Source organism: Enterobacter cloacae complex sp. 677-3DZ2D5B, from assembly GCF_004136695.1.
In the GTDB taxonomy this organism is placed as follows: Bacteria; Pseudomonadota; Gammaproteobacteria; order Enterobacterales; family Enterobacteriaceae; genus Enterobacter; species Enterobacter hormaechei_C.
This window is the reverse complement of the sequence record NZ_QFLS01000007.1, coordinates 102,959-120,879: the sequence shown is the minus strand read 5'-3', so window position 1 is coordinate 120,879 and position 17,921 is coordinate 102,959. Positions and strand designations below refer to the sequence as shown.

At 56.5% G+C, this 17,921-nt stretch carries 17 protein-coding genes; 7 read left to right on the top strand and 10 right to left on the bottom strand.

Annotation, left to right across the window (positions count from 1 at the left end):
• Window positions 1-29 precede the first annotated feature (29 nt).
• From DD597_RS11860 to DD597_RS11845, 4 genes are all read left to right on the top strand, one after another.
• Entirely contained in the window at window positions 30-557 is a 528-nt protein-coding gene (locus tag DD597_RS11860; protein ID WP_003857109.1) for a GNAT family N-acetyltransferase, read from the top strand.
• Window positions 558-668: 111 nt separating this feature from the next.
• Window positions 669-1,553, top strand: a complete 885-nt coding sequence (locus tag DD597_RS11855; protein ID WP_022651207.1) for an SDR family oxidoreductase — start codon at window positions 669-671, stop codon at window positions 1,551-1,553.
• 107 nt (window positions 1,554-1,660) lie between these two features.
• Complete coding sequence (locus DD597_RS11850) at window positions 1,661-2,638, top strand: MBL fold metallo-hydrolase (protein ID WP_023324665.1); 978 nt, start codon at window positions 1,661-1,663, stop codon at window positions 2,636-2,638.
• Window position 2,639: 1 nt separating this feature from the next.
• Complete coding sequence (locus DD597_RS11845; protein WP_129256214.1) at window positions 2,640-3,548, top strand: LysR family transcriptional regulator; 909 nt, start codon at window positions 2,640-2,642, stop codon at window positions 3,546-3,548.
• Here DD597_RS11845 and DD597_RS11840 read toward each other — a convergent pair.
• Window positions 3,539-4,423, bottom strand: coding sequence for a LysR substrate-binding domain-containing protein (locus DD597_RS11840; RefSeq protein ID WP_003857101.1), 885 nt, complete (start codon window positions 4,421-4,423; stop codon window positions 3,539-3,541). The two genes, DD597_RS11845 and DD597_RS11840, sit on opposite strands and share 10 nt — an antisense overlap.
• Window positions 4,424-4,536: 113 nt before the next feature.
• Here DD597_RS11840 and DD597_RS11835 point away from each other — a divergent pair, with 113 nt between their 5' ends.
• The 3 genes from DD597_RS11835 to DD597_RS11825 all read left to right on the top strand — a co-directional run bounded on the left by DD597_RS11835 (window position 4,537) and on the right by DD597_RS11825 (window position 7,732).
• Entirely contained in the window at window positions 4,537-6,018 is a 1,482-nt protein-coding gene (locus tag DD597_RS11835; RefSeq protein WP_063159048.1) for a UbiD family decarboxylase, read from the top strand.
• A gap of 129 nt (window positions 6,019-6,147) precedes the next feature.
• Window positions 6,148-6,435 carry a VF530 family DNA-binding protein gene (locus DD597_RS11830; protein WP_063159047.1) on the top strand — a complete coding sequence of 96 codons (288 nt, stop codon included), beginning with the start codon at window positions 6,148-6,150 and terminating at the stop codon, window positions 6,433-6,435.
• A gap of 7 nt (window positions 6,436-6,442) precedes the next feature.
• Window positions 6,443-7,732, top strand: a complete 1,290-nt coding sequence (locus DD597_RS11825) for a glycoside hydrolase family 10 protein (protein ID WP_129256213.1) — start codon at window positions 6,443-6,445, stop codon at window positions 7,730-7,732.
• 39 nt (window positions 7,733-7,771) lie between these two features.
• On the opposite strand, the gene dsbG is transcribed toward DD597_RS11825, so the two are convergent.
• The 9 genes from dsbG to DD597_RS11780 form a co-directional block, all read right to left on the bottom strand.
• Window positions 7,772-8,548 carry a thiol:disulfide interchange protein DsbG gene (gene dsbG / locus DD597_RS11820; RefSeq protein ID WP_129256212.1) on the bottom strand — a complete coding sequence of 259 codons (777 nt, stop codon included), beginning with the start codon at window positions 8,546-8,548 and terminating at the stop codon, window positions 7,772-7,774.
• Window positions 8,549-8,589: 41 nt separating this feature from the next.
• A complete protein-coding gene (locus DD597_RS11815) occupies window positions 8,590-9,147 on the bottom strand; it encodes an RNA polymerase sigma factor (protein WP_181014318.1) in 558 nt (185 codons plus the stop codon).
• A gap of 5 nt (window positions 9,148-9,152) precedes the next feature.
• Window positions 9,153-9,566 carry a hypothetical protein gene (locus DD597_RS11810; RefSeq protein WP_129256210.1) on the bottom strand — a complete coding sequence of 138 codons (414 nt, stop codon included), beginning with the start codon at window positions 9,564-9,566 and terminating at the stop codon, window positions 9,153-9,155.
• A 189-nt stretch (window positions 9,567-9,755) separates the two neighbouring features.
• A complete protein-coding gene (locus DD597_RS11805; RefSeq protein WP_048240754.1) occupies window positions 9,756-11,306 on the bottom strand; it encodes a methyl-accepting chemotaxis protein in 1,551 nt (516 codons plus the stop codon).
• Window positions 11,307-11,401: 95 nt separating this feature from the next.
• Window positions 11,402-12,418, bottom strand: coding sequence for a LacI family DNA-binding transcriptional regulator (locus DD597_RS11800; RefSeq protein WP_048240752.1), 1,017 nt, complete (start codon window positions 12,416-12,418; stop codon window positions 11,402-11,404).
• A gap of 28 nt (window positions 12,419-12,446) precedes the next feature.
• Window positions 12,447-13,853 carry a sucrose-6-phosphate hydrolase gene (locus DD597_RS11795; protein WP_129256209.1) on the bottom strand — a complete coding sequence of 469 codons (1,407 nt, stop codon included), beginning with the start codon at window positions 13,851-13,853 and terminating at the stop codon, window positions 12,447-12,449.
• Window positions 13,853-15,223 (bottom strand): sucrose-specific PTS transporter subunit IIBC, encoded by a 1,371-nt coding sequence (locus tag DD597_RS11790; protein WP_032609238.1) that lies wholly within the window; start codon window positions 15,221-15,223, stop codon window positions 13,853-13,855. The genes DD597_RS11795 and DD597_RS11790 overlap by 1 nt, the downstream gene beginning before the upstream one ends.
• A 66-nt stretch (window positions 15,224-15,289) precedes the next feature.
• Window positions 15,290-16,807 (bottom strand): carbohydrate porin, encoded by a 1,518-nt coding sequence (locus tag DD597_RS11785; RefSeq protein ID WP_045349988.1) that lies wholly within the window; start codon window positions 16,805-16,807, stop codon window positions 15,290-15,292.
• A 171-nt stretch (window positions 16,808-16,978) separates the two neighbouring features.
• A complete protein-coding gene (locus DD597_RS11780) occupies window positions 16,979-17,875 on the bottom strand; it encodes an aminoimidazole riboside kinase (RefSeq protein ID WP_129256208.1) in 897 nt (298 codons plus the stop codon).
• Window positions 17,876-17,921: the final 46 nt, after the last annotated feature.

Genomic DNA, 17,921 nt, shown 5'->3' with positions numbered 1-17,921 from the left:
CTATTTATAACTCCCACTTAAGGAATACTATGCATATTCGAAAAGGATTAAGCACCGACCTTGCCCGTCTTGAATGCTGTGATTTTTCTTTTACGGTCGATGAGATTGCCAGAGAGCCTTTTCTCAATGGTGATTTGCATATCGAGGCGCTGACCGAACCTTATCTTAAAACCTATGAACTGGATCTCCAGACGCTGGAAAATCATTGTGTTAATCCGGATTCAATATTTCTTATCGCCGAAACGGATGACGGTGAAATCGCCGGTTTTATTACCGCGTCCTGCAACTGGAATAAATTTATATCGGTGGATTACATTGCCGTGGAGCGTTCAAAGCGTCGTACGGGCGCGGCGCACAAGCTGATGTCCGCCACCCACGTCTGGGCGCGAAGCCTCAATGCGCCCGGGTTACGGCTGGAGACGCAGAACGTTAATGTTTCTGCCTGTCTTTTTTATCGTCACTATGGGTTTATTCTCGGCGGTTACGATCGCTACCTTTACAACGCCCTGCCGGAAAAAGATGAGGTCGCCCTTTTCTGGTATTACATGCTGGCTTGAGAAAATATTTTATATCCGCTACCGGAAGATAGATTTGTCTGAATTTGTCAATTTTGCCCGCTTACGTTTAATTAACGACTAATCTTGGAATTCACTATTAAGGAGGCCGGTATGTCTACAGGAAATAATCACACGCTGCATTACCCTCGTCCACCGTTTGCTGAACAACCGCAAAGGGCCCCCGGGCTGGCATCGGAAATGAAGCCAATACCGGATCATGGTGAAACAAGTTATATCGGGTCAGGAAAACTGGCAGGAAAAAAAGCGCTGATTACCGGCGGTGATTCCGGAATTGGTCGCGCGGTAGCGATCGCCTATGCCCGTGAAGGCGCAGATGTCGCTATTGGCTATCTGCCGGAAGAGGAGTCCGATGCGGCATCGGTCATTGCGCTGATTCAGGCTGAAGGCCGTAAAGCGGTCGCCATTCCGGGCGACATTCGCGTGGAGTCGTTCTGCGACACGCTGGTGGAAAAAGCCGTTGCCGAACTGGGCGGCCTGGATATTCTGGTGAATAACGCCGGACGCCAGCAGTACTGTGAATCTATCGACGATCTCACCACGGCAGATTTTGACGCGACGTTTAAGACCAACGTCTATGCCCCCTTCTGGATCACCAAAGCTGCGCTGCGCCATTTGCAGGAAGGCGCCGTGATCATTAACACCACTTCCGTTCAGGCGTTTAAACCGAGCGCGATCCTGGTGGACTATGCGCAGACCAAAGCCTGTAACGTAGCCTTTACCAAGTCTCTGGCCCAGCAGCTGGGACCGCGTGGCATTCGGGTGAATGCCGTCGCGCCAGGTCCATACTGGACGCCTCTTCAGTCCAGCGGCGGCCAGCCGCAGTCCAAAGTTCAGAAGTTCGGGGAAGATACGCCCCTGGGCAGACCGGGCCAGCCGGTTGAAATCGCACCGCTGTATGTATTGTTTGCCTCCGATACCTGCTCATACGCCTCCGGGCAAGTGTGGTGCTCTGACGGCGGTACCGGCGTGCTGTAAAGCATCCTCTCAGACCTATCCATTCCATGGATAGGTCACATTCACTTCCCGGCGGTTCTCAAAAATCGCAGTTGAACTATGATGAACTTACTATTGAGGAGCCCATCATGTTTACTGTGAAAAAACTTGCGATATCAACCCTGTTGGCCGGTTCGGTTTTATTCTTTCCCGCTATCCACGCGGTGGCCAGCGTTCCGCAGCATGTGGTGAAACAGCAGGCTGGCGGCTACAGCGTTCAGGTTGGCGATACGATTGTCACCGCCTTTACGGACGGGAGCGTGCCGCAGGATCTGCACGCCTTACTGCGCCGGACGACGGCGGAAAATACCGATGCGTTACTGGCTAAAAACTTCCAGGCCAATCCGGTGGAAGCGTCGATTAACGCGTTCTATATCGCCATCCCCGGCCACAAAATTCTGGTGGATACCGGTTCCGGTCAGCTGTTTGGCCCCGGCAAAGGCGGGCGGCTGATTGAGAGCCTGGCGACCCAGGGCATCAAACCCGAAGATATTACCGATATTCTGATCACCCATGCGCACTCCGATCACGCTGGCGGCCTGGTTAAAGACGGTCAGCGCGTGTTTACCCGCGCGCAGGTGTATGTCGGCAAACCGGATATCGATTTCTTCTTTAACGACGAGAACCAGAAAAAGTCTGGCTATGACCAGAACTACTTCGACGTCGCGCACAAGACCTTAAAGCCCTATCTGGATGCCGGAAAAGTGACGACCTTCTCCGGCACGGAACAGCTTCTGCCGGGCATCAGCGGTACGGTTCACCCGGGTCACACTCCAGGCTCCGCGTTCTACACGCTGGAGAGCAAAGGTGAAAAAATGACTTTTGTCGGCGACATCATTCACGTTGCCGCGGTTCAGTTCCCACAGCCCAACGTGACGATTGCTTACGATGAGGATCAGGACGGCGCCGCCCGGGTGCGCAACGCTGCTTTCGCTGAGTTTGTGAAAAATAAAGCGCTGATTGCGGCGCCACATCTGCCTTTCCCCGGGATCGGCTATGTGACGAAAGGTGAGCGGGACGGCTACGCGTGGGTTCCGGTGACCTATACCAACCGTGACGCAAAATAAGATGTCCCCCTCCGATATGGATATGGACCTGATCCTGACGCTGGATGCGTTACTCAGGGACCAGAATATCACCCATGCCGCCGCGCGGCTGGGCATCAGCCAGCCGGCGATGTCTGGCCGCCTTGCGCGCCTGCGCGTGTTGTTTGGTGAGCCGCTGTTTGTCCCTTCCCCACACGGACGTGGGGTGTTACCGACGCCGCGCGCCGAGGGGTTAAGGCCGCAGGTCGCGACGGTTTTGCAGGGTATATCGGCGATGCTTGAACCCACCACGTTTAACGCGCAGAACAGCAACCGCACCTTTGTGATTGCCCTGCACGAGAACCCGGCGCTGATGCTGGGGGCAGAGTTGCAGAATCAGATTAGCAGTGCGGCGCCAGGTATCCGCCTGCGTTTTGCGCTCCCGGAAACCCAACTGCTGCCAGCGCAGATGGAAAATGGCGATGTGGATATTTATGTCGGCGTTAACGCGGTGGCGCACGATGCATGGGTCAGACGCAAGCTGTTTGACGATGAATATGCCACAGCCCAGCGAAAAGGCCATCCGCGCGGTACGAGTCCGATGGATCTGGATAGCTATTGTAGCCTTTCCCACCTGGTGGTTTCATCCGAGGGCGACCCGTTCGCGGGCTTTGTCGATCAGCACCTGGCGGGGCTTGGCCACCAGCGTAACGTAGTGATGTCGACGCAAAGCTATGCGATGGCGCCTGCGATTGTTGCCGGTACCGATTTGCTCTGCACCTTACCCAGACGCATGTTGCTACGGTTTACGCAAACGCTTGATATTTTTCCGCCGCCGCTGGATCTCCCGCCGATCGTCATCGGTATGTACTGGCACCCGAAAAACAGCCAGGATCCGGCTAACCGCTGGCTGCGAGAACAGCTTCTTCAGGCCGCCGGACGTCAGGTATGATCGAGGATACTCATCAATTTTTTCAGCACCTCAGAGCGAATAATCCGGTGGCAAACCAGCGTCAGCTCGCTCTCCCGGAGTCGGTCAAGAATATCCACAAAGACGACGTTTTGTACGCATATCGCCTTCGCTGAAGCCGGCAGCATGGCGATGCCAAACCCTGCCGAGACGAGACTTATCACCGTGGGGACATCGGTGGCATTTTGCACAACGTCAGGCTGTATGCCCGCGCTGTGGCAGGCATCATAGAAATATTGCTCCAGCCCCATCCCCTCCGGGTCGCGCAGGGCGATCCACTTCTCCTCTTTCACCGACGCAAGCGTCAGCGCGGCGGAGCCCGCCAGGCTGTGTTGACGAGGTAAGGCCAGCACGGCTTTTTCCGTTGTGAAAGGACGGCTTTGCAGATCGTCAGGCAGCAGCGGTAACGGGGCACGAATAATGGCCACATCCAGCTGGTTGCTTTGCACGCCGGTATAAAGGGTTTGCACATTTCCCGTCATCATGGAAAGGCTGATGGCGGGCCATTTCTCATGTAAAAGCCGCAGCGCGGCGGGCAGCTTACTGTCGAATATCGCACTTGAAACACATCCGAGATTCAGCACGCCCTGTTCCCCTCTGGCCGTCTGTCTGGCATCCAGAATCGCCTGATCGGTCATTAAAATCGCGACTCTGGCTTTACTGAGAAACGCCTCACCGGCTGGCGTCAGCGTCAGGCGACGATTCGCCCGGCTAAAGAGCATTACCCCCAGACGATCTTCAAGCGTTTTTATCTGCTGACTCAGCGCGGGCTGCGCCATGTTAAGGCGCTCCGCCGCTCGATGCATGTGAAGCTCTTCCGCCACCACGATAAAATTGCGCATCAGTCGAAACTGCATACCATGCCTTTATTATTGATAATAAAATTCATATTAAAATAGCATAAATGATGCAATTGATAGCCCTCTTCGTCCGGTTAAGAATGGATGCATTCATCCGAGGGGGGAAAAATATGGAAAACCACATCAACGATCTCAGAAGTGCTATCGAACTGCTAAAACGCCATGAAGGTCAATACCTTGAAACCAGCCATCCGGTCGATCCTGACGCGGAGCTGGCGGGTGTGTACCGGCATATTGGTGCTGGCGGCACGGTAAAACGTCCGACGCGCATTGGCCCGGCGATGATGTTTAACGCTATTAAGGGATACCCCGACTCCCGTATTCTGGTCGGAATGCACGCCAGCCGCGAGCGGGCGGCGCTCCTGTTGGGCTGCGATCCCTCTGAACTGGCAAAACATGTCGGCCAGGCCGTGAAAAACCCGATTGCTCCCGTTGTGGTTCCGGCGGCACAGGCGCCGTGTCAGGAACAGGTGTTTTATGCCGACGATCCGGACTTCGATCTGCGTAAATTGCTTCCGGCACCGACCAACACGCCGATAGATGCCGGTCCGTTCTTCTGTCTGGGGCTGGTGCTGGCAAGCGATCCGGAAGATGCCTCACTGACCGATGTCACTATTCACCGTCTCTGCGTGCAGGAGCGCGATGAGCTCTCCATGTTTCTTGCCGCGGGCCGCCATATTGAAGTGTTCCGTAAGAAAGCCGAGGAGGCGGGCAAACCGTTGCCGGTCACGATCAATATGGGTCTCGATCCCGCTATCTATATTGGCGCCTGTTTCGAAGCCCCTACCACGCCCTTCGGCTACAACGAGCTGGGTGTCGCCGGCGCGTTACGTCAGACCCCCGTCGAGCTGGTGCAGGGTGTGGCCGTAAATGAAAAAGCGATTGCGCGTGCGGAAATTATCATCGAAGGCGAACTGCTGCCGGGCGTGCGCGTAGAAGAAGATCAGCATACCCACACCGGGCACGCGATGCCGGAATTTCCCGGCTACTGCGGGGAGGCTAACCCCTCCTTACCGGTAATCAAAGTGAAGGCCGTCACGATGCGTCATCAGGCGATCCTGCAAACCCTGGTAGGACCGGGCGAAGAGCACACCACGCTGGCCGGTTTGCCAACGGAGGCCAGCATCCGTAATGCGGTGGAAGAAGCCATCCCCGGTTTTCTGCAAAACGTCTATGCGCATACCGCTGGCGGCGGCAAGTTCCTTGGCGTATTGCAGGTGAAAAAACGCCAGCCCTCTGACGAAGGGCGTCAGGGTCAGGCGGCTCTCATCGCGTTAGCCACCTATTCCGAGCTTAAAAACATTATTCTCGTCGACGAAGATGTGGATATTTTCGACAGCGACGACATCTTGTGGGCGATGACGACCCGTATGCAGGGCGATGTCAGCATCACCCATCTGCCGGGGATCCGCGGACACCAGCTCGATCCGTCTCAGGCGCCGGACTACAGCCCCTCCATTCGTGGCAACGGGATCACCTGCAAAACGATTTTCGACTGTACGGTGCCCTGGGCGCTGAAGTCCCGCTTTGAGCGTGCGCCCTTTATGGAGGTAGACCCAACGCCGTGGGCACCTGAACTGTTTAAAAAATAGTATTAACCGGAAATCCTCTTCACCCTTCACGGGTGAAGAACCTCACGCTGAAATTGCCGCGTCCCCTGCTTTCTTGTAACCTTTGAGCGTTTATCACATCCCCATAAAAAATGAGACTACCGGACGCCTATGACAGCACATGTTTCCAACGATCCTTTGCATGGCGTAACCCTCGAAATGCAGGTTAACGCGCTGGTTGCGCGATATGGCTGGTATGAACTGGGCAACCGAATCAAAATCAACTGTTTTCGCAAGGACCCGAGCGTTAAATCGAGTCTGAAGTTTCTGCGCCGCACCCCATGGGCGCGGGCGGAAGTTGAAGCCCTCTACCTCGACTCCCTTCACGATGACGGTAACGGGGAACAGGACGAACCGGCGTTTAATCCCTGGACGGATAGCCGGACACCCAGGAGCTAACACGCAAATGATGCGACACGTAAAACGGACTGGCGCGCTGCTTGGCTGCGCGCTTTTACTGGTAAGTTGCACTTCCAAACCACCTAAATCACTCGTAACCCCGCTGCCGCAGGCGAAACCAGTACAGCAGACTAAAGAACCCATGCGCGGGATCTGGCTGGCGACCGTCTCCCGTCTCGACTGGCCTCCCGTTTCATCGGTGAATGGCCGTAGCGCGGACCAGCGCATCGCCCAGCAACAGCGGGCGCTGACGGACAAGCTCGATAAGCTGAAAAATCTTGGGATCAACACCGTCTTCTTTCAGGTAAAACCGGACAGTACGGCGCTGTGGGCTTCTAAAATACTGCCCTGGTCAGATACCCTGACGGGGACTATCGGGGAAGATCCCGGTTACGATCCGCTTCAGTTTATGCTGGATGAAGCGCACAAGCGTGGGATGAAGGTTCATGCCTGGTTTAACCCATACCGCGTTTCCACCAACACGAAGCCGTCGACCATCGCCGCGCTTAACCGCACCTCGTCGCTTCATCCTTCGAGCGTGTACGTCCTGCATCCGGAGTGGATCCGCACCTCGGGGGATCGTTTTGTTCTCGACCCGGGCATTCCCGAGGTGCGGGGCTGGATAACCCAGGTGGTGATGGAAGTGGTAAATCATTACCCTGTCGACGGCGTTCAGTTCGATGACTATTTTTACACCGAGACGCCGGGCTCCCCCCTGAATGATGCCTGGACCTTCAGGCGCTATGGCGAAGGATTTTCGTCAAAAGCGGACTGGCGTCGACACAATACGCAGCAGTTGATTGTGCAGGTCTCCAGGGCGATCAAGCAGGCTAAACCTGAGGTCGAATTTGGCGTCAGCCCGGCGGGGGTCTGGCGCAATCGCTCCTTCGACCCGGCAGGCTCGGACACGCGCGGCGCCGCAGCCTATGATGAATCCTACGCTGACACGCGCAAATGGGTACAGCAGGGATTACTGGATTACATTGCGCCGCAGATCTACTGGCCCTTCGCCCGCGACGCGGCACGTTACGATGTGCTGACAAAATGGTGGGCTGACGTGGTGAAACCGACCCACACCCGTCTGTATATCGGGATCGCGTTCTACAAAGTGGGCGCGCCTTCCAGAAACGAACCGGACTGGACGGTGAACGGCGGCGTACCGGAGCTGAAAAAACAGCTCGACCTCAATGATTCACTGCCAGACGTTAAGGGCACCATCCTGTTCCGTGAAGACTATCTTAACCAGCCGCAGACGCAGGAAGCAGTAAATTACCTCCGGAGACGCTGGGGTAGTTGACTGAAAAAAGGCAGAAACGTCCTGTTTCTGCCTTTCTTTTTACGGCTTCGGTCCGAACATTGCCTCAAGCTGTTTTGCGTCTGGCATACCCACGACCTGTTGCAGTTCGTTTTGCTCATTCAGGTAATAAATAGCCGGTGTGGCATTCGCGCCGAGACTGTCCATGAGCGTCTGGTGATTTTGCAGGATCTCAACGGTTTCCCGGGACGCCGCTCCTTCAGGTTTCGGCAGCTTTTTACCGCCGGACAGCTCGTACGCTTTCCAGGCCGACACCGGTTCTTTCGCATTCAGGATCGCGGAGGCGTTACGCCCGCTGTTCGGGTTAAGAAACGCAACCAGCAGCGTGTTGAGCTGGACCTTGCCAGCCTTCACCCACGGCTGCGCTTCAGCCCAGAACTGCTTGCAGTACGGGCAGAACGGGTCGGCAAAGACGAAGACTTTGCGCGGGGCACTCTCCGCGCCCTCCTTCAGGGGATGCGCCGCATTGAGCTTTTTCCACATCTCGCGGCCCATCGGGGCGTAGATCTCTTTCTGGAAAAAGGCCTCGCTGAGGTTGGTTCCCTTCTCATCATACAGATAGCCAGACACGACGTGCTTTCCGTCAGGGGTCAGAAAGAGCGTCACGCCCATGTCCTGATATTGCCCCAGCCACGCTGGCGCGCCGCCGGGGGCGTCAATTTTCTTAATGATCTTGATGTCCTGCTGTTCACTGAAGTGCTTCACCGCATCCGGAAGCGACTCCTCTGCCCTGACCAGCCCCGAAACCATCAGAGCAGAGAGTAACAGCACCTTTTTCTTTGCTAACCGTTGAAGCATAACGACCCCTCTAAAATATTGTTTTTCAGAGTGGTCGAAGTTTATTGCCCTGTCAACGCTTCATAAATATCCTTGAGGCGACTACGCAAAAATCGCACGGCTTTGTGTTTGCGGGATAATAACGCCTGCACACTGTCGCCTGTTTCCTCTGCCAGCACCTTCATGCTGTAGCCCTCAAATTCCGTTTTTTCAAACACCTCGCGCTGAGGTGGCGGCAGTTCCGACAGGGCTTGCCCCAACTCTTCCCATAGCAGCATGTTGAGATACTCCTCCTCCGGCGTTTGCGGTACGCCGAATAACGTTTCTGCAATCTCCTGCTCCGGAAAGTCGTCGTCATCTGCTGTCAGGTACCCCGGCAGTGAAACCTCGTGCTTTTTTCGCGCCCGGTCGATCATCTCATTTCGTGCGGTGCGAAACAGCCAGGCGGCGACGTTCTCGACCGGTTGTTCCACTTTCATCAACTGCCAGGTCACTTCCTGAAGAATATCATCGACATCATCACGAACCGCAGTCCTTCCGCGAATGAAGGCTTTTAGCCGCGTGCGGCAGGCATTGAGTGCCGAGATCAGTAATGATTCCCCCGCCTCACCGGCTTTCATATCGCTCACTCGGCTTCCGGCGCTTTCGCACCGTTATCATCTCGTTTTTCATCCCGGCCATCGTGCCATCGGCAATGACCATGGCGCCCAAATCCCGCCCGACGCTGCTGAATGAAGGCCTCATGTTGTTCGGGGCTCATATTCATCCATTGTTCGTGCATACGGCGGTGCGCACCGAACATACCGGGACGGAAACCCAGCCCACCGAAAAGAATGCGGCTCAGCAGCAGGATCCCCAGCGCCTGCCAGAAGCCAATGGCTTTAACCCCCAGGATGGCCGGGAGCAACGCGTTCCACAGGGACATGACCAGCAGGCCAAGCACCACGAACAGGACTGCGCCAATCACGATGCCCTTACCCATACGATGGCGGCCCAAGCCACGCCCGTGACCTTTTCCGTGCATATCAAAATTTCTCATGTGTGCCTCGTTTATGTTGAATGATTATGGTCTCTGATGAGGTAGACGGATGAGAAACAGAAATATTGCCGGGGAAAGAGAAAATTTATGTGATAGCGGCGTTGTACGGATAACAGTAATGGCTGAAGGAGATTGTGCAGCGGCTGAATACAAACATTAAAAAGGCTCCCTCGGGAGCCTCTCTGAACATCACGCCGTAGCAGGCAAACTAAAGCGCGAGATACTTTGGGACAGCTGCTGCGCCTGCTCCTCCAGCGAGGCCGCGGCGGCGGCGGATTGCTGCACCAGCGCCGCGTTCTGCTGGGTCACACCGTCCATCTCCGTTACGGCCTGCCCAACCTGACCAATCCCGCGGCTCTGCTCTTCTGAGGCAACCGAAATCTGTTCCATCAGCATATGCACTTTATTCACAGAGCTGATAATAGAATCAATCACCTCTCCCGAACGATTCACCAGTTCCGCACCGTTTTTCACGCTGGAAACAGACTGGGCGATGAGGCTTTCGATATCCTTCGCCGCCACCGCGCTTTTCTGGGCCAGTGTGCGCACTTCACTTGCTACCACGGCAAATCCTCGCCCCTGCGCGCCAGCACGCGCCGCTTCAACGGCCGCGTTTAGCGCCAGAATATTAGTCTGGAAAGCAATGCTGTTGATGACGCTGGTGATGTCCTCAATACGCTTCGAATTGGACGCGATAGTATTCATCGTTTCGATGACTTCACGGGTTACCGCTTCACCGGTATGGGCATTTTTCACGGCATCCTGCACCAGCTTACCGGCCTGGAAAACGTTGTCGGTGTTATTCGCCACCGTCGCGCTCAGCTCTTCCATGCTGGCGGCCGTCTGGGTCAGGGCCGAAGCCTGTTGCTCGGTACGGGAGGCCAGGTCGATATTGCCGGAGGCAATTTCCTGCGCCGCATGCGTCACGGTGTGGCTGGCATCGCGCACCTGAGAAATGGTGGAGAGCAGCGCCTGGCGCATCTGCTCCATCGAGGACATCAGGTGATCGATTTCATTCCCGGAATCACGCTTGATCGGTACCGGTACGTCCAGCTTCCCGGCCGCAATCTGGCGACAGTGCTCGCGCGCCAGGTTCACCGGCGCAAAGACCACGCGTTTCATCAGCAGGCTGACGGCGAAGATCACCACCACGAACAGCACCGCAATGCTGGCGATAATAACCAGACCCGACACAAAATTATGGCTCGCATCCTCGTTCAGCGTTTTGGCGTACTTCTGGTGAACGGAGAGAACCTGATCGAGCACAATTTCATATTGGCGATCGAGTTGAGACACCACGGGAATAAGAGCGTTGAACCGCGACACATCATGAGCGGCGGCAGCGGCAATCAGCGGTGCCAGTCCCTGGTTACGGTAATTTTGCCACGCTTGCTGGTAGGCAGTGACCAGCGGGGCTTCGTCCGGCAAACGCGGCGAGGCCATAAACGCCGAAAATGCACTATCGGCTTTGGTCAGCGCCTCTTTAACCGAGGCCAGTTTCGCAGACGGGTCGGTGGCGTCCCCCGCTTCCACCATTTTCACATACTCCATAACCCTGACGCGCAGGGTTCGGCTGTGGTTAATGGGATCAATAATGGACAGAACCACCTGAATTTCTTTGTTCACATTATCCAGCGAAGTATTACTTTTAATGATGAGCCCAACGCTGGTGGTAGTGCTGGCCACAAAGAAGAAAAGCAGGGAAAACAGGATAATCAGGGATGATTTTTTCAACGACATAACACACCTCAGGGATATAATTTCCCTTTGGTTATCGGCTGAATCCAATCTTTAATTAATTAAAGTTATAGATGTACCCCTCATACGTTACCCTGTCACTCCACGGCCTTGTATCGCCGTTGCAGGGTGGCATCCAGCTTACGCTGGATCGGCTCCGGCGTTTCCCCTTCAATCAGTTTGCCAATCAGATCAAAGCAGTGCCAGGCGAGCTGGCGGTTATCCTGACGAACGGTATCGACAGGAATGGTCAGAGAATCATAGAGATAGTGATCGTCAAAGCTGGCCAGACGCATATCGCTTTGCAGCAGATTATGTTGCCCCATATAGCGCAACACCCCTTCCAGCAGACCGCAGGCGGCGGTAAAAAGGGCTTTTGGCGGGCGGCCCAGGCGTGCGCAAAGCTCGGCAAACATTTCGTAGCCGGAGCTCGGATGGTAATTACCATGAATGATCCACTCCGGACGTAACTCGACGCCAGCGTCACGCAGCCCCTGCTTAAACCCTTCCAGACGGTCACGCGTCGGGGAAAGCCGCGGCTGGCCGCCGAGGAAGTAGAACTCATCCGGATGCTGGCGCGCGATGTCGGCCACCAGTGTGGCGGTTGGGATAATTGAATCGGTGAGGACCAGCGGCAGAGTACTTTCGTTCATATGACGGTCAAAAAGCACAACGGGCAACTGTTCGCTCAGCTTTTGATAGTCCGCGTCGTTGAGCATGCTGGAGGCGACAATCAGCCCGTCCACCTGGCGGGCCACCATGTTATTGACCACCACCGTCTCCTGGCCCGGATTTTCATCGCTACAGGAGATCAGCAGCTGAACACCCGCCTCGCGGCAGAGGGTCTCCAGCTCATGAGAAAAAACGGCAAACCCGTAGTTGGTGATTTCCGGCACCACCAGACCAATGGTGTGGCTGCGGTTGTCTCGCAGCGAACGGGCGTGAATACTGGGCTGATAATGATGTTCTTTGGCAATCGCCAGCACGCGCTCGCGTGTCTCCTCCGCCACCCGAAGCTCTTTGCTGCGGCCGTTCAGCACCAGGCTGGCGGTGGCTTTTGATACCCCCGCGAGCTCCGCGATATCTTTAATGGTGACGCGTTTTGTTTTTCTCACAACGACTTAGATCCGGCTGCCAAAACCTCTATTCTATCATGCAGCTGCGCAGCGACCAGTAGCGTAATGTGATGTCGGACGCACCTTCGAAGCGTACCTGGGCCGGATGGTCAGGAAAATAGCGGCTGCTCATGACGCCTTCACCGTGATTGATGAAAATTTCGACGCTGGAACGGTCACACAGCACGCGTAAATGATGAACAGTGCCCTGCCAGTAGCGGGTCAGCGTGTCTGCGGTTTTCAGACTGGCGCGTTCCAGACGGATCCCCGCATCATCCACAATCAGTCGCAACGCGCCGGCAAAATCCACGTTCACGCACGAGGCGCTCAGTTCGAACTCAAGACGCGCTCCCGCCAGCACCGGGGCATCGCTGGCGCGTCCCTGCCAGTGGTGTTCATCCTCGCGCAGCGTTTCCAGCTCACGGACCGGGGTCTGCCAGAGCTTACCGTCGCGGTAGCGCAGCTCGCGAGGACAGGTCATCTGGTGGATCCAGCCGTGCGCCCGCGTAGGCTGGAGCATCTCTTCGCCGTCCGGCACGCCCATCCAGCCGATGAGGATGCGGCGGCCATCTTCTGCCACCGTGGTTTGCGGCGCGTAAAATTCGAATCCGGCGTCAAGCTCATGCAGCTCGCCGTGCGTAAATGCAGGGGTTTGATAATCAAATGCCCCGCTCATCCAGACGGCCGGATAGGTGTTGAGATAGCGATGCGGTTCGCGCGCCAGCCCCTGCGGGCAGCAGATCAAGACGTGTGTGTCATCAAGCTCAAACAGATCCGGGCACTCCCACATATAGCCCGCGTCCGTGAGTCCGTTGACGCCGTGACCGGCGATTTCGCCGCAGGACGCCCAGGTGTGTAAATCGGCTGACGTAAACAGCAGCACCTTGCCGCGCTTATGCCGATCCTGCGCCCCGAGCACCATGTACCACTGCCCGTCATGGCGCCACACTTTCGGATCGCGGACGTGCCCGGTATACCCGTCCGGCAGAGGCAACACCGGTCCCAGTTTGGCAAACGTGCCGTCGTCATTTTGCACCGCCAGACACTGCCAGGCGGTGCGGCCGCCATCGTCAAACTTAACGTTGCCGGTATAGCACAGGGTCAGCACGCCGTTGTTATCCACGGCGCTGCCGGAGTAACAGCCGTTGCGGTCATACTCTTCGTCAGGCATCAGCGCCATTGGCTCGTGCTGCCAGTGCACCAGATCTGCTGAGCTCCAGTGTCCCCAGCACTTGTAGCGATGATCGCAGCCCAGCGGGTTCCACTGATAAAACAGATGATAGCGTCCGGCAAACCAGATAAAGCCGTTCGGATCGTTCATCAGCCCCGTCACCGGCGCGGGATGCCATTGCGGATAGTGGCTGTCCGCAAGCGCACGCGGCTGGCCTTGCATCACGGCCTGCAATACGGCAGGCCAGCGGGAAGTTAAAGTCATTATTCAGAGTCCGTCTTATATTTCAGCAGCAGAGAGACGGTGAACGCCACGCCAAATGCAATCACCATGCCGATAATATAGTTGAGCAGCGAGCTGGCCTGAACGATAGCCATACCGGGAATCGCCGTCAGCCCAACGGCGGTCATGTAGACATGCACCGACACCACCCAGGCACCGCCCGCCGCACCACCGATCAGCGCCGCAATAAACGGCTTCACAAAACGCAGGTTGATGCCAAAAATTGCCGCTTCGGTGATGCCCAGCATCGCGGAAAACGCCGACGGTAAGGTAATGGCTTTGATTTTAGCATCGCGGGTTTTGAACCACACCGCCAGACACGCCCCGCCCTGCGCCACGTTCGCCATCGCCCAGATCGGCAGCAGGAAGTTAACGCCAATCGACGGATTACCCAGTAGTCCGGCTTCAATAGCGTGGAAGCTGTGGTGAATGCCGGTAATGACAATCACCGAATAGAGCCCACCAAACAACAGCCCGGCCAGCCAGCCCGCGTGGGCAATCAGGGTGCTAAGAATGAAGGAGATCCCGTCGCCCAGCGCGCGTCCCGCCGGACCAATAATCAACAGCGCGATAAAGCCGGAGATAATGACGGTCAGGAACGGCGTCAGGATCAGATCTAACGCATCCGGTATTGCCCGGCGCAGCTGTTTTTCCACAATGCTCATAAACCACACCGCCAGCAGCACCGGGAAGACGGTTCCCTGATAGCCAATCATGGCGATTTCAAGACCGAAGAAGTTCATGGTGTGGAAGCCGGACGCTACGCCCCAGGCGTTGGTCAGCGCCGGATGAGTCAGGATGCCGCCGAGCGTTGCCCCCAGATACGGGTTGCCGCCAAACTCCCGCGCGGCGGTGAAGCCAATCAGGATCGGCAGAATAATAAACGCCGCCGAGCTGCACATATCCAGCATGATATAGAGCGCGTTATCCGGATTAACCCAGCCGTAGGTTTTAACCATCCCCAGCAGGCCCATCAGCAGACCCGAGGCCACGATCGCCGGGATAATCGGCACGAAGATGTTGGAGAGCAGACGCGCGATACGCTGGAACGGGTTCAGCTTGCGGGCCGCAATATCCGCCGCTTCCGATTTACTGGACTCGCTAATTCCTGCCGCCTGAATAAACGCGGCGTAAACCTTATTCACCACCCCGGTGCCGAAGATCACCTGCATCTGCCCGGCGTTGCGAAAACAGCCTTTCACGCCTTCAACCTTGCCGATAGCCTGCTGGTCGGCAAGCGCATCATCGACCAGCACCAGACGAAGGCGCGTGGCGCAATGTGCCGCGCTGGCAATGTTCTCTTTGCCACCGAGCAGCGGAATCAGCTCGCGCGCAATATGATTAAAATCCATAGATACCTCTTCCTGACCTCTTTTTATGGTGTTTGAAACGCCCCCGCGATGCGGGAGCGTGAAGGGTTAAAACCAGGTTTCCATCTGCACCCCAAAGTTCCATTCCCCGCCCGCGTTAAAGCCGCTGCTGCCAAAGGCGTCATCGCTGGCGTAGTTATCCAGCTTGCTGCTCCAGTCCATCCAGGTGGCGAACAGACGCAGCTCCGGACGGCTGAAGAAATCGCCAATCTTGCCCGCCTTTAACGTCGGGGCGAAGGTCAGCTTGTAGAAGCTACCGTTAACCGCATTGCGATCCTTGTAGCCTTCCGGGCTTAAATCCATGTACTGATAGCTGCCTTCGAACGCGAGGGCGAAATTCTGGGTCACCTCTTTGATCAGACGCGTGTTGAACGTGATCCACTCATAGCTGTCGCCCTTCACGTAGCGGTCCTTACTGCTTTGCGCCAGCACGGCGGGCGCAATGTGCCAGCCACCGCCCAGAGGCGTGACACCGTAACTAGCAAAACGCCAGGTATCGGCTTCTGACAGCAGCGCGCCGTCTGAACCAATGCTTTTCACCTCGGCGCCCAGACCGTGGCCGTAAAGGAGCGCCGTTTTGGCGGAACCTTCCCGCAGGCCGTAGAAGCTCTCGTTATGCAGACCAACCAGCGCATGTACTCCGTTATTGGCCGCGTCGGTTTTAATCGGATCGCCGTTGCTGTCCTTACGGTCGTCGTTATCTTTTGCTCGTAAGCCGCTGACCATCATCTGCACCGGCCCGGCGAAGTGATTCATGCTGAGGATGTAGTTCTGAACGTTGTTGTCGATCTCCTCTTCGCTGCCGAAGTTACGGCCATAAAGGGAGAAGTTACTGCGCAGCGTATCGTTCCACTTCACGTCGTAGACGCCGCCACCGGTCCCGGCGAGAAATACCACGTCGGAATCCAGCCAGTGAATGTCGAAGTTGTCGCGGTCAAAACGCTTACCCGCCCAGAAGGTGCTGCCCTTCAGCGCGCCGGTAAAGTCCGGCAAATTGCCCAGCTCGGCAAAGGCCTGACGAATGTTCAGGTCGCTGCTGTCTGCCGACCAGTCGTTATAGGTTTTCTGACCGTCGGCCAGCATCGCCTTAAAGCGCGTCGTCGCGCCATTCTCCAGCGTCTGTTTGTGCTCAACATTCAGCTCAACGTAGGTATCCGCTTCGTTCCCCAGACGCCCGATGGCCCCGCCCGTTTCCCCGGCGGGCGTCAGATAAGGGCCGCTTTTGCTGCTGGAGGCCGCGTCGTTCATCAGCAGGCCGGAACGGGCGTAACCGTGAAATTCAAAACCGCCTGTCCGGTCGGCTTTTTCTTCCAGCACCGTGGTGCGTTGCGCCACCGCCTGTGTGGAGGTTTGCGCTTCCTGCTGCGCAGCCACCAGCTGCTGCGTTTTCTGTTCCGCTGCCGTGGCGCGCTTTTCAGCAACCTGCGCGCGAGTTTCCGCCTCCTGCAAACGCTGCTCCAGCGCCGCCAGGCGCGCTTCGATACGGGTCATATCCGTCTGGGCAAAAACAGAGGTACTGCCGGCCAGCATGCCTATCATCACGGCAAGTCTGCGTTTTTTATACATTTTGTCGCATCCCTAATAACTATCGGTGAAAGTGCTAAATTGCTAAACCGGTTTAGGCTGGTGATACTAAACCGTTGAATTTTAGATCGGCAATGTTTTTTGCTAAACCGTTTTAGTAAGTGTGATCGAGGCGACAATTCAGGCCGCCGAATGGTGGCCTGGAGAGGTGAATTACAGTTCGTGATGATAAGGCAGCGCGGTCATTGCCCCTTTTGCGGTTGTCGCCAGCGCCCCACAGCGCTGCGCTAACGTGATGACCTCTGAGAGACGGGCCTGGCCATAACGTGCCAGACCGAACAGTAGCCCTGCGACGAAAGCATCCCCCGCGCCAGTGGTATCAATGCATTCCACGGGTGATGCAGCATAGTGTGTCAACGCGCCTTCCTGCCAGGCGGTGACGCCCTCTTTTCCCTGCGTTACCAGCACCAGCCTGGCCGGACAAGTGCGCATCAGCGCCGCCAGCCCCTCATGGACCTGCGCATTTCCGATTAAGAACGCCAGCTCTTCCACCGAGATTTTCACCACATCTGCACAGGCTAATGCCCGCTCAAGACACTGACGCAGCTCGACTTCATCGTGCCAGAGATCGGCGCGAATATTGGGGTCAAAGCTGACGAATCCCCCCGCCTGTCTGATCGCGGCCATCGCCTGAAACGTCGCGGAACGGCTGGGTTCGGCGCTGAGCGCGATAGAGCAGACGTGCAGCCACTCCCCGGCGCGGAATGACGGGAGGTCGGCGGCGTCGAGGAACAAGTCAGCGCTCGGGCGAACCATAAAGGTAAAGGAACGTTCACCGTCGTTATCGAGATCCACCACCACCGTGGAGGTGCGATGCTGCGGGTCCAGCCGCAGCCATTCTGTATTAACCTGCTCATCCGCAAGCGTTTTTTGCATAAAATGCCCGAAGGGGTCGTCGCCCACCCGGCCTATAAAGGCGCTTCTGCCGCCCAGACGCGCTACCCCTACCGCGACGTTGGCCGGTGCGCCGCCAGGACATTGCAGCAGTTTGCCCTCTCCGTCGGGCAACAGATCCACCACTGCATCGCCAAGTACCCAGATCGTCTCCATATCACCTTCTTAGCTAAATCATGTTAAACCGGTTTAGCTATTTAAG

Excerpts from the sequence above, each read along its gene's own strand:
- DD597_RS11860 (WP_003857109.1), top strand. The coding sequence starts at position 30 with ATGCATATTCGAAAAGGATTAAGCACCGACCTTGCCCGTCTTGAATGC.
- DD597_RS11855 (WP_022651207.1), top strand. The coding sequence starts at position 669 with ATGTCTACAGGAAATAATCACACGCTGCATTACCCTCGTCCACCGTTT.
- DD597_RS11850 (WP_023324665.1), top strand. The coding sequence starts at position 1,661 with ATGTTTACTGTGAAAAAACTTGCGATATCAACCCTGTTGGCCGGTTCG.
- DD597_RS11845 (WP_129256214.1), top strand. The coding sequence starts at position 2,640 with ATGTCCCCCTCCGATATGGATATGGACCTGATCCTGACGCTGGATGCG.
- DD597_RS11840 (WP_003857101.1), bottom strand. The coding sequence starts at position 4,423 with ATGCAGTTTCGACTGATGCGCAATTTTATCGTGGTGGCGGAAGAGCTT.
- DD597_RS11835 (WP_063159048.1), top strand. The coding sequence starts at position 4,537 with ATGGAAAACCACATCAACGATCTCAGAAGTGCTATCGAACTGCTAAAA.
- DD597_RS11830 (WP_063159047.1), top strand. The coding sequence starts at position 6,148 with ATGACAGCACATGTTTCCAACGATCCTTTGCATGGCGTAACCCTCGAA.
- DD597_RS11825 (WP_129256213.1), top strand. The coding sequence starts at position 6,443 with ATGATGCGACACGTAAAACGGACTGGCGCGCTGCTTGGCTGCGCGCTT.
- dsbG (WP_129256212.1), bottom strand. The coding sequence starts at position 8,548 with ATGCTTCAACGGTTAGCAAAGAAAAAGGTGCTGTTACTCTCTGCTCTG.
- DD597_RS11815 (WP_181014318.1), bottom strand. The coding sequence starts at position 9,147 with ATGAAAGCCGGTGAGGCGGGGGAATCATTACTGATCTCGGCACTCAAT.
- DD597_RS11810 (WP_129256210.1), bottom strand. The coding sequence starts at position 9,566 with ATGAGAAATTTTGATATGCACGGAAAAGGTCACGGGCGTGGCTTGGGC.
- DD597_RS11805 (WP_048240754.1), bottom strand. The coding sequence starts at position 11,306 with ATGTCGTTGAAAAAATCATCCCTGATTATCCTGTTTTCCCTGCTTTTC.
- DD597_RS11795 (WP_129256209.1), bottom strand. The coding sequence starts at position 13,853 with ATGACTTTAACTTCCCGCTGGCCTGCCGTATTGCAGGCCGTGATGCAA.
- DD597_RS11790 (WP_032609238.1), bottom strand. The coding sequence starts at position 15,223 with ATGGATTTTAATCATATTGCGCGCGAGCTGATTCCGCTGCTCGGTGGC.
- DD597_RS11785 (WP_045349988.1), bottom strand. The coding sequence starts at position 16,807 with ATGTATAAAAAACGCAGACTTGCCGTGATGATAGGCATGCTGGCCGGC.
- DD597_RS11780 (WP_129256208.1), bottom strand. The coding sequence starts at position 17,875 with ATGGAGACGATCTGGGTACTTGGCGATGCAGTGGTGGATCTGTTGCCC.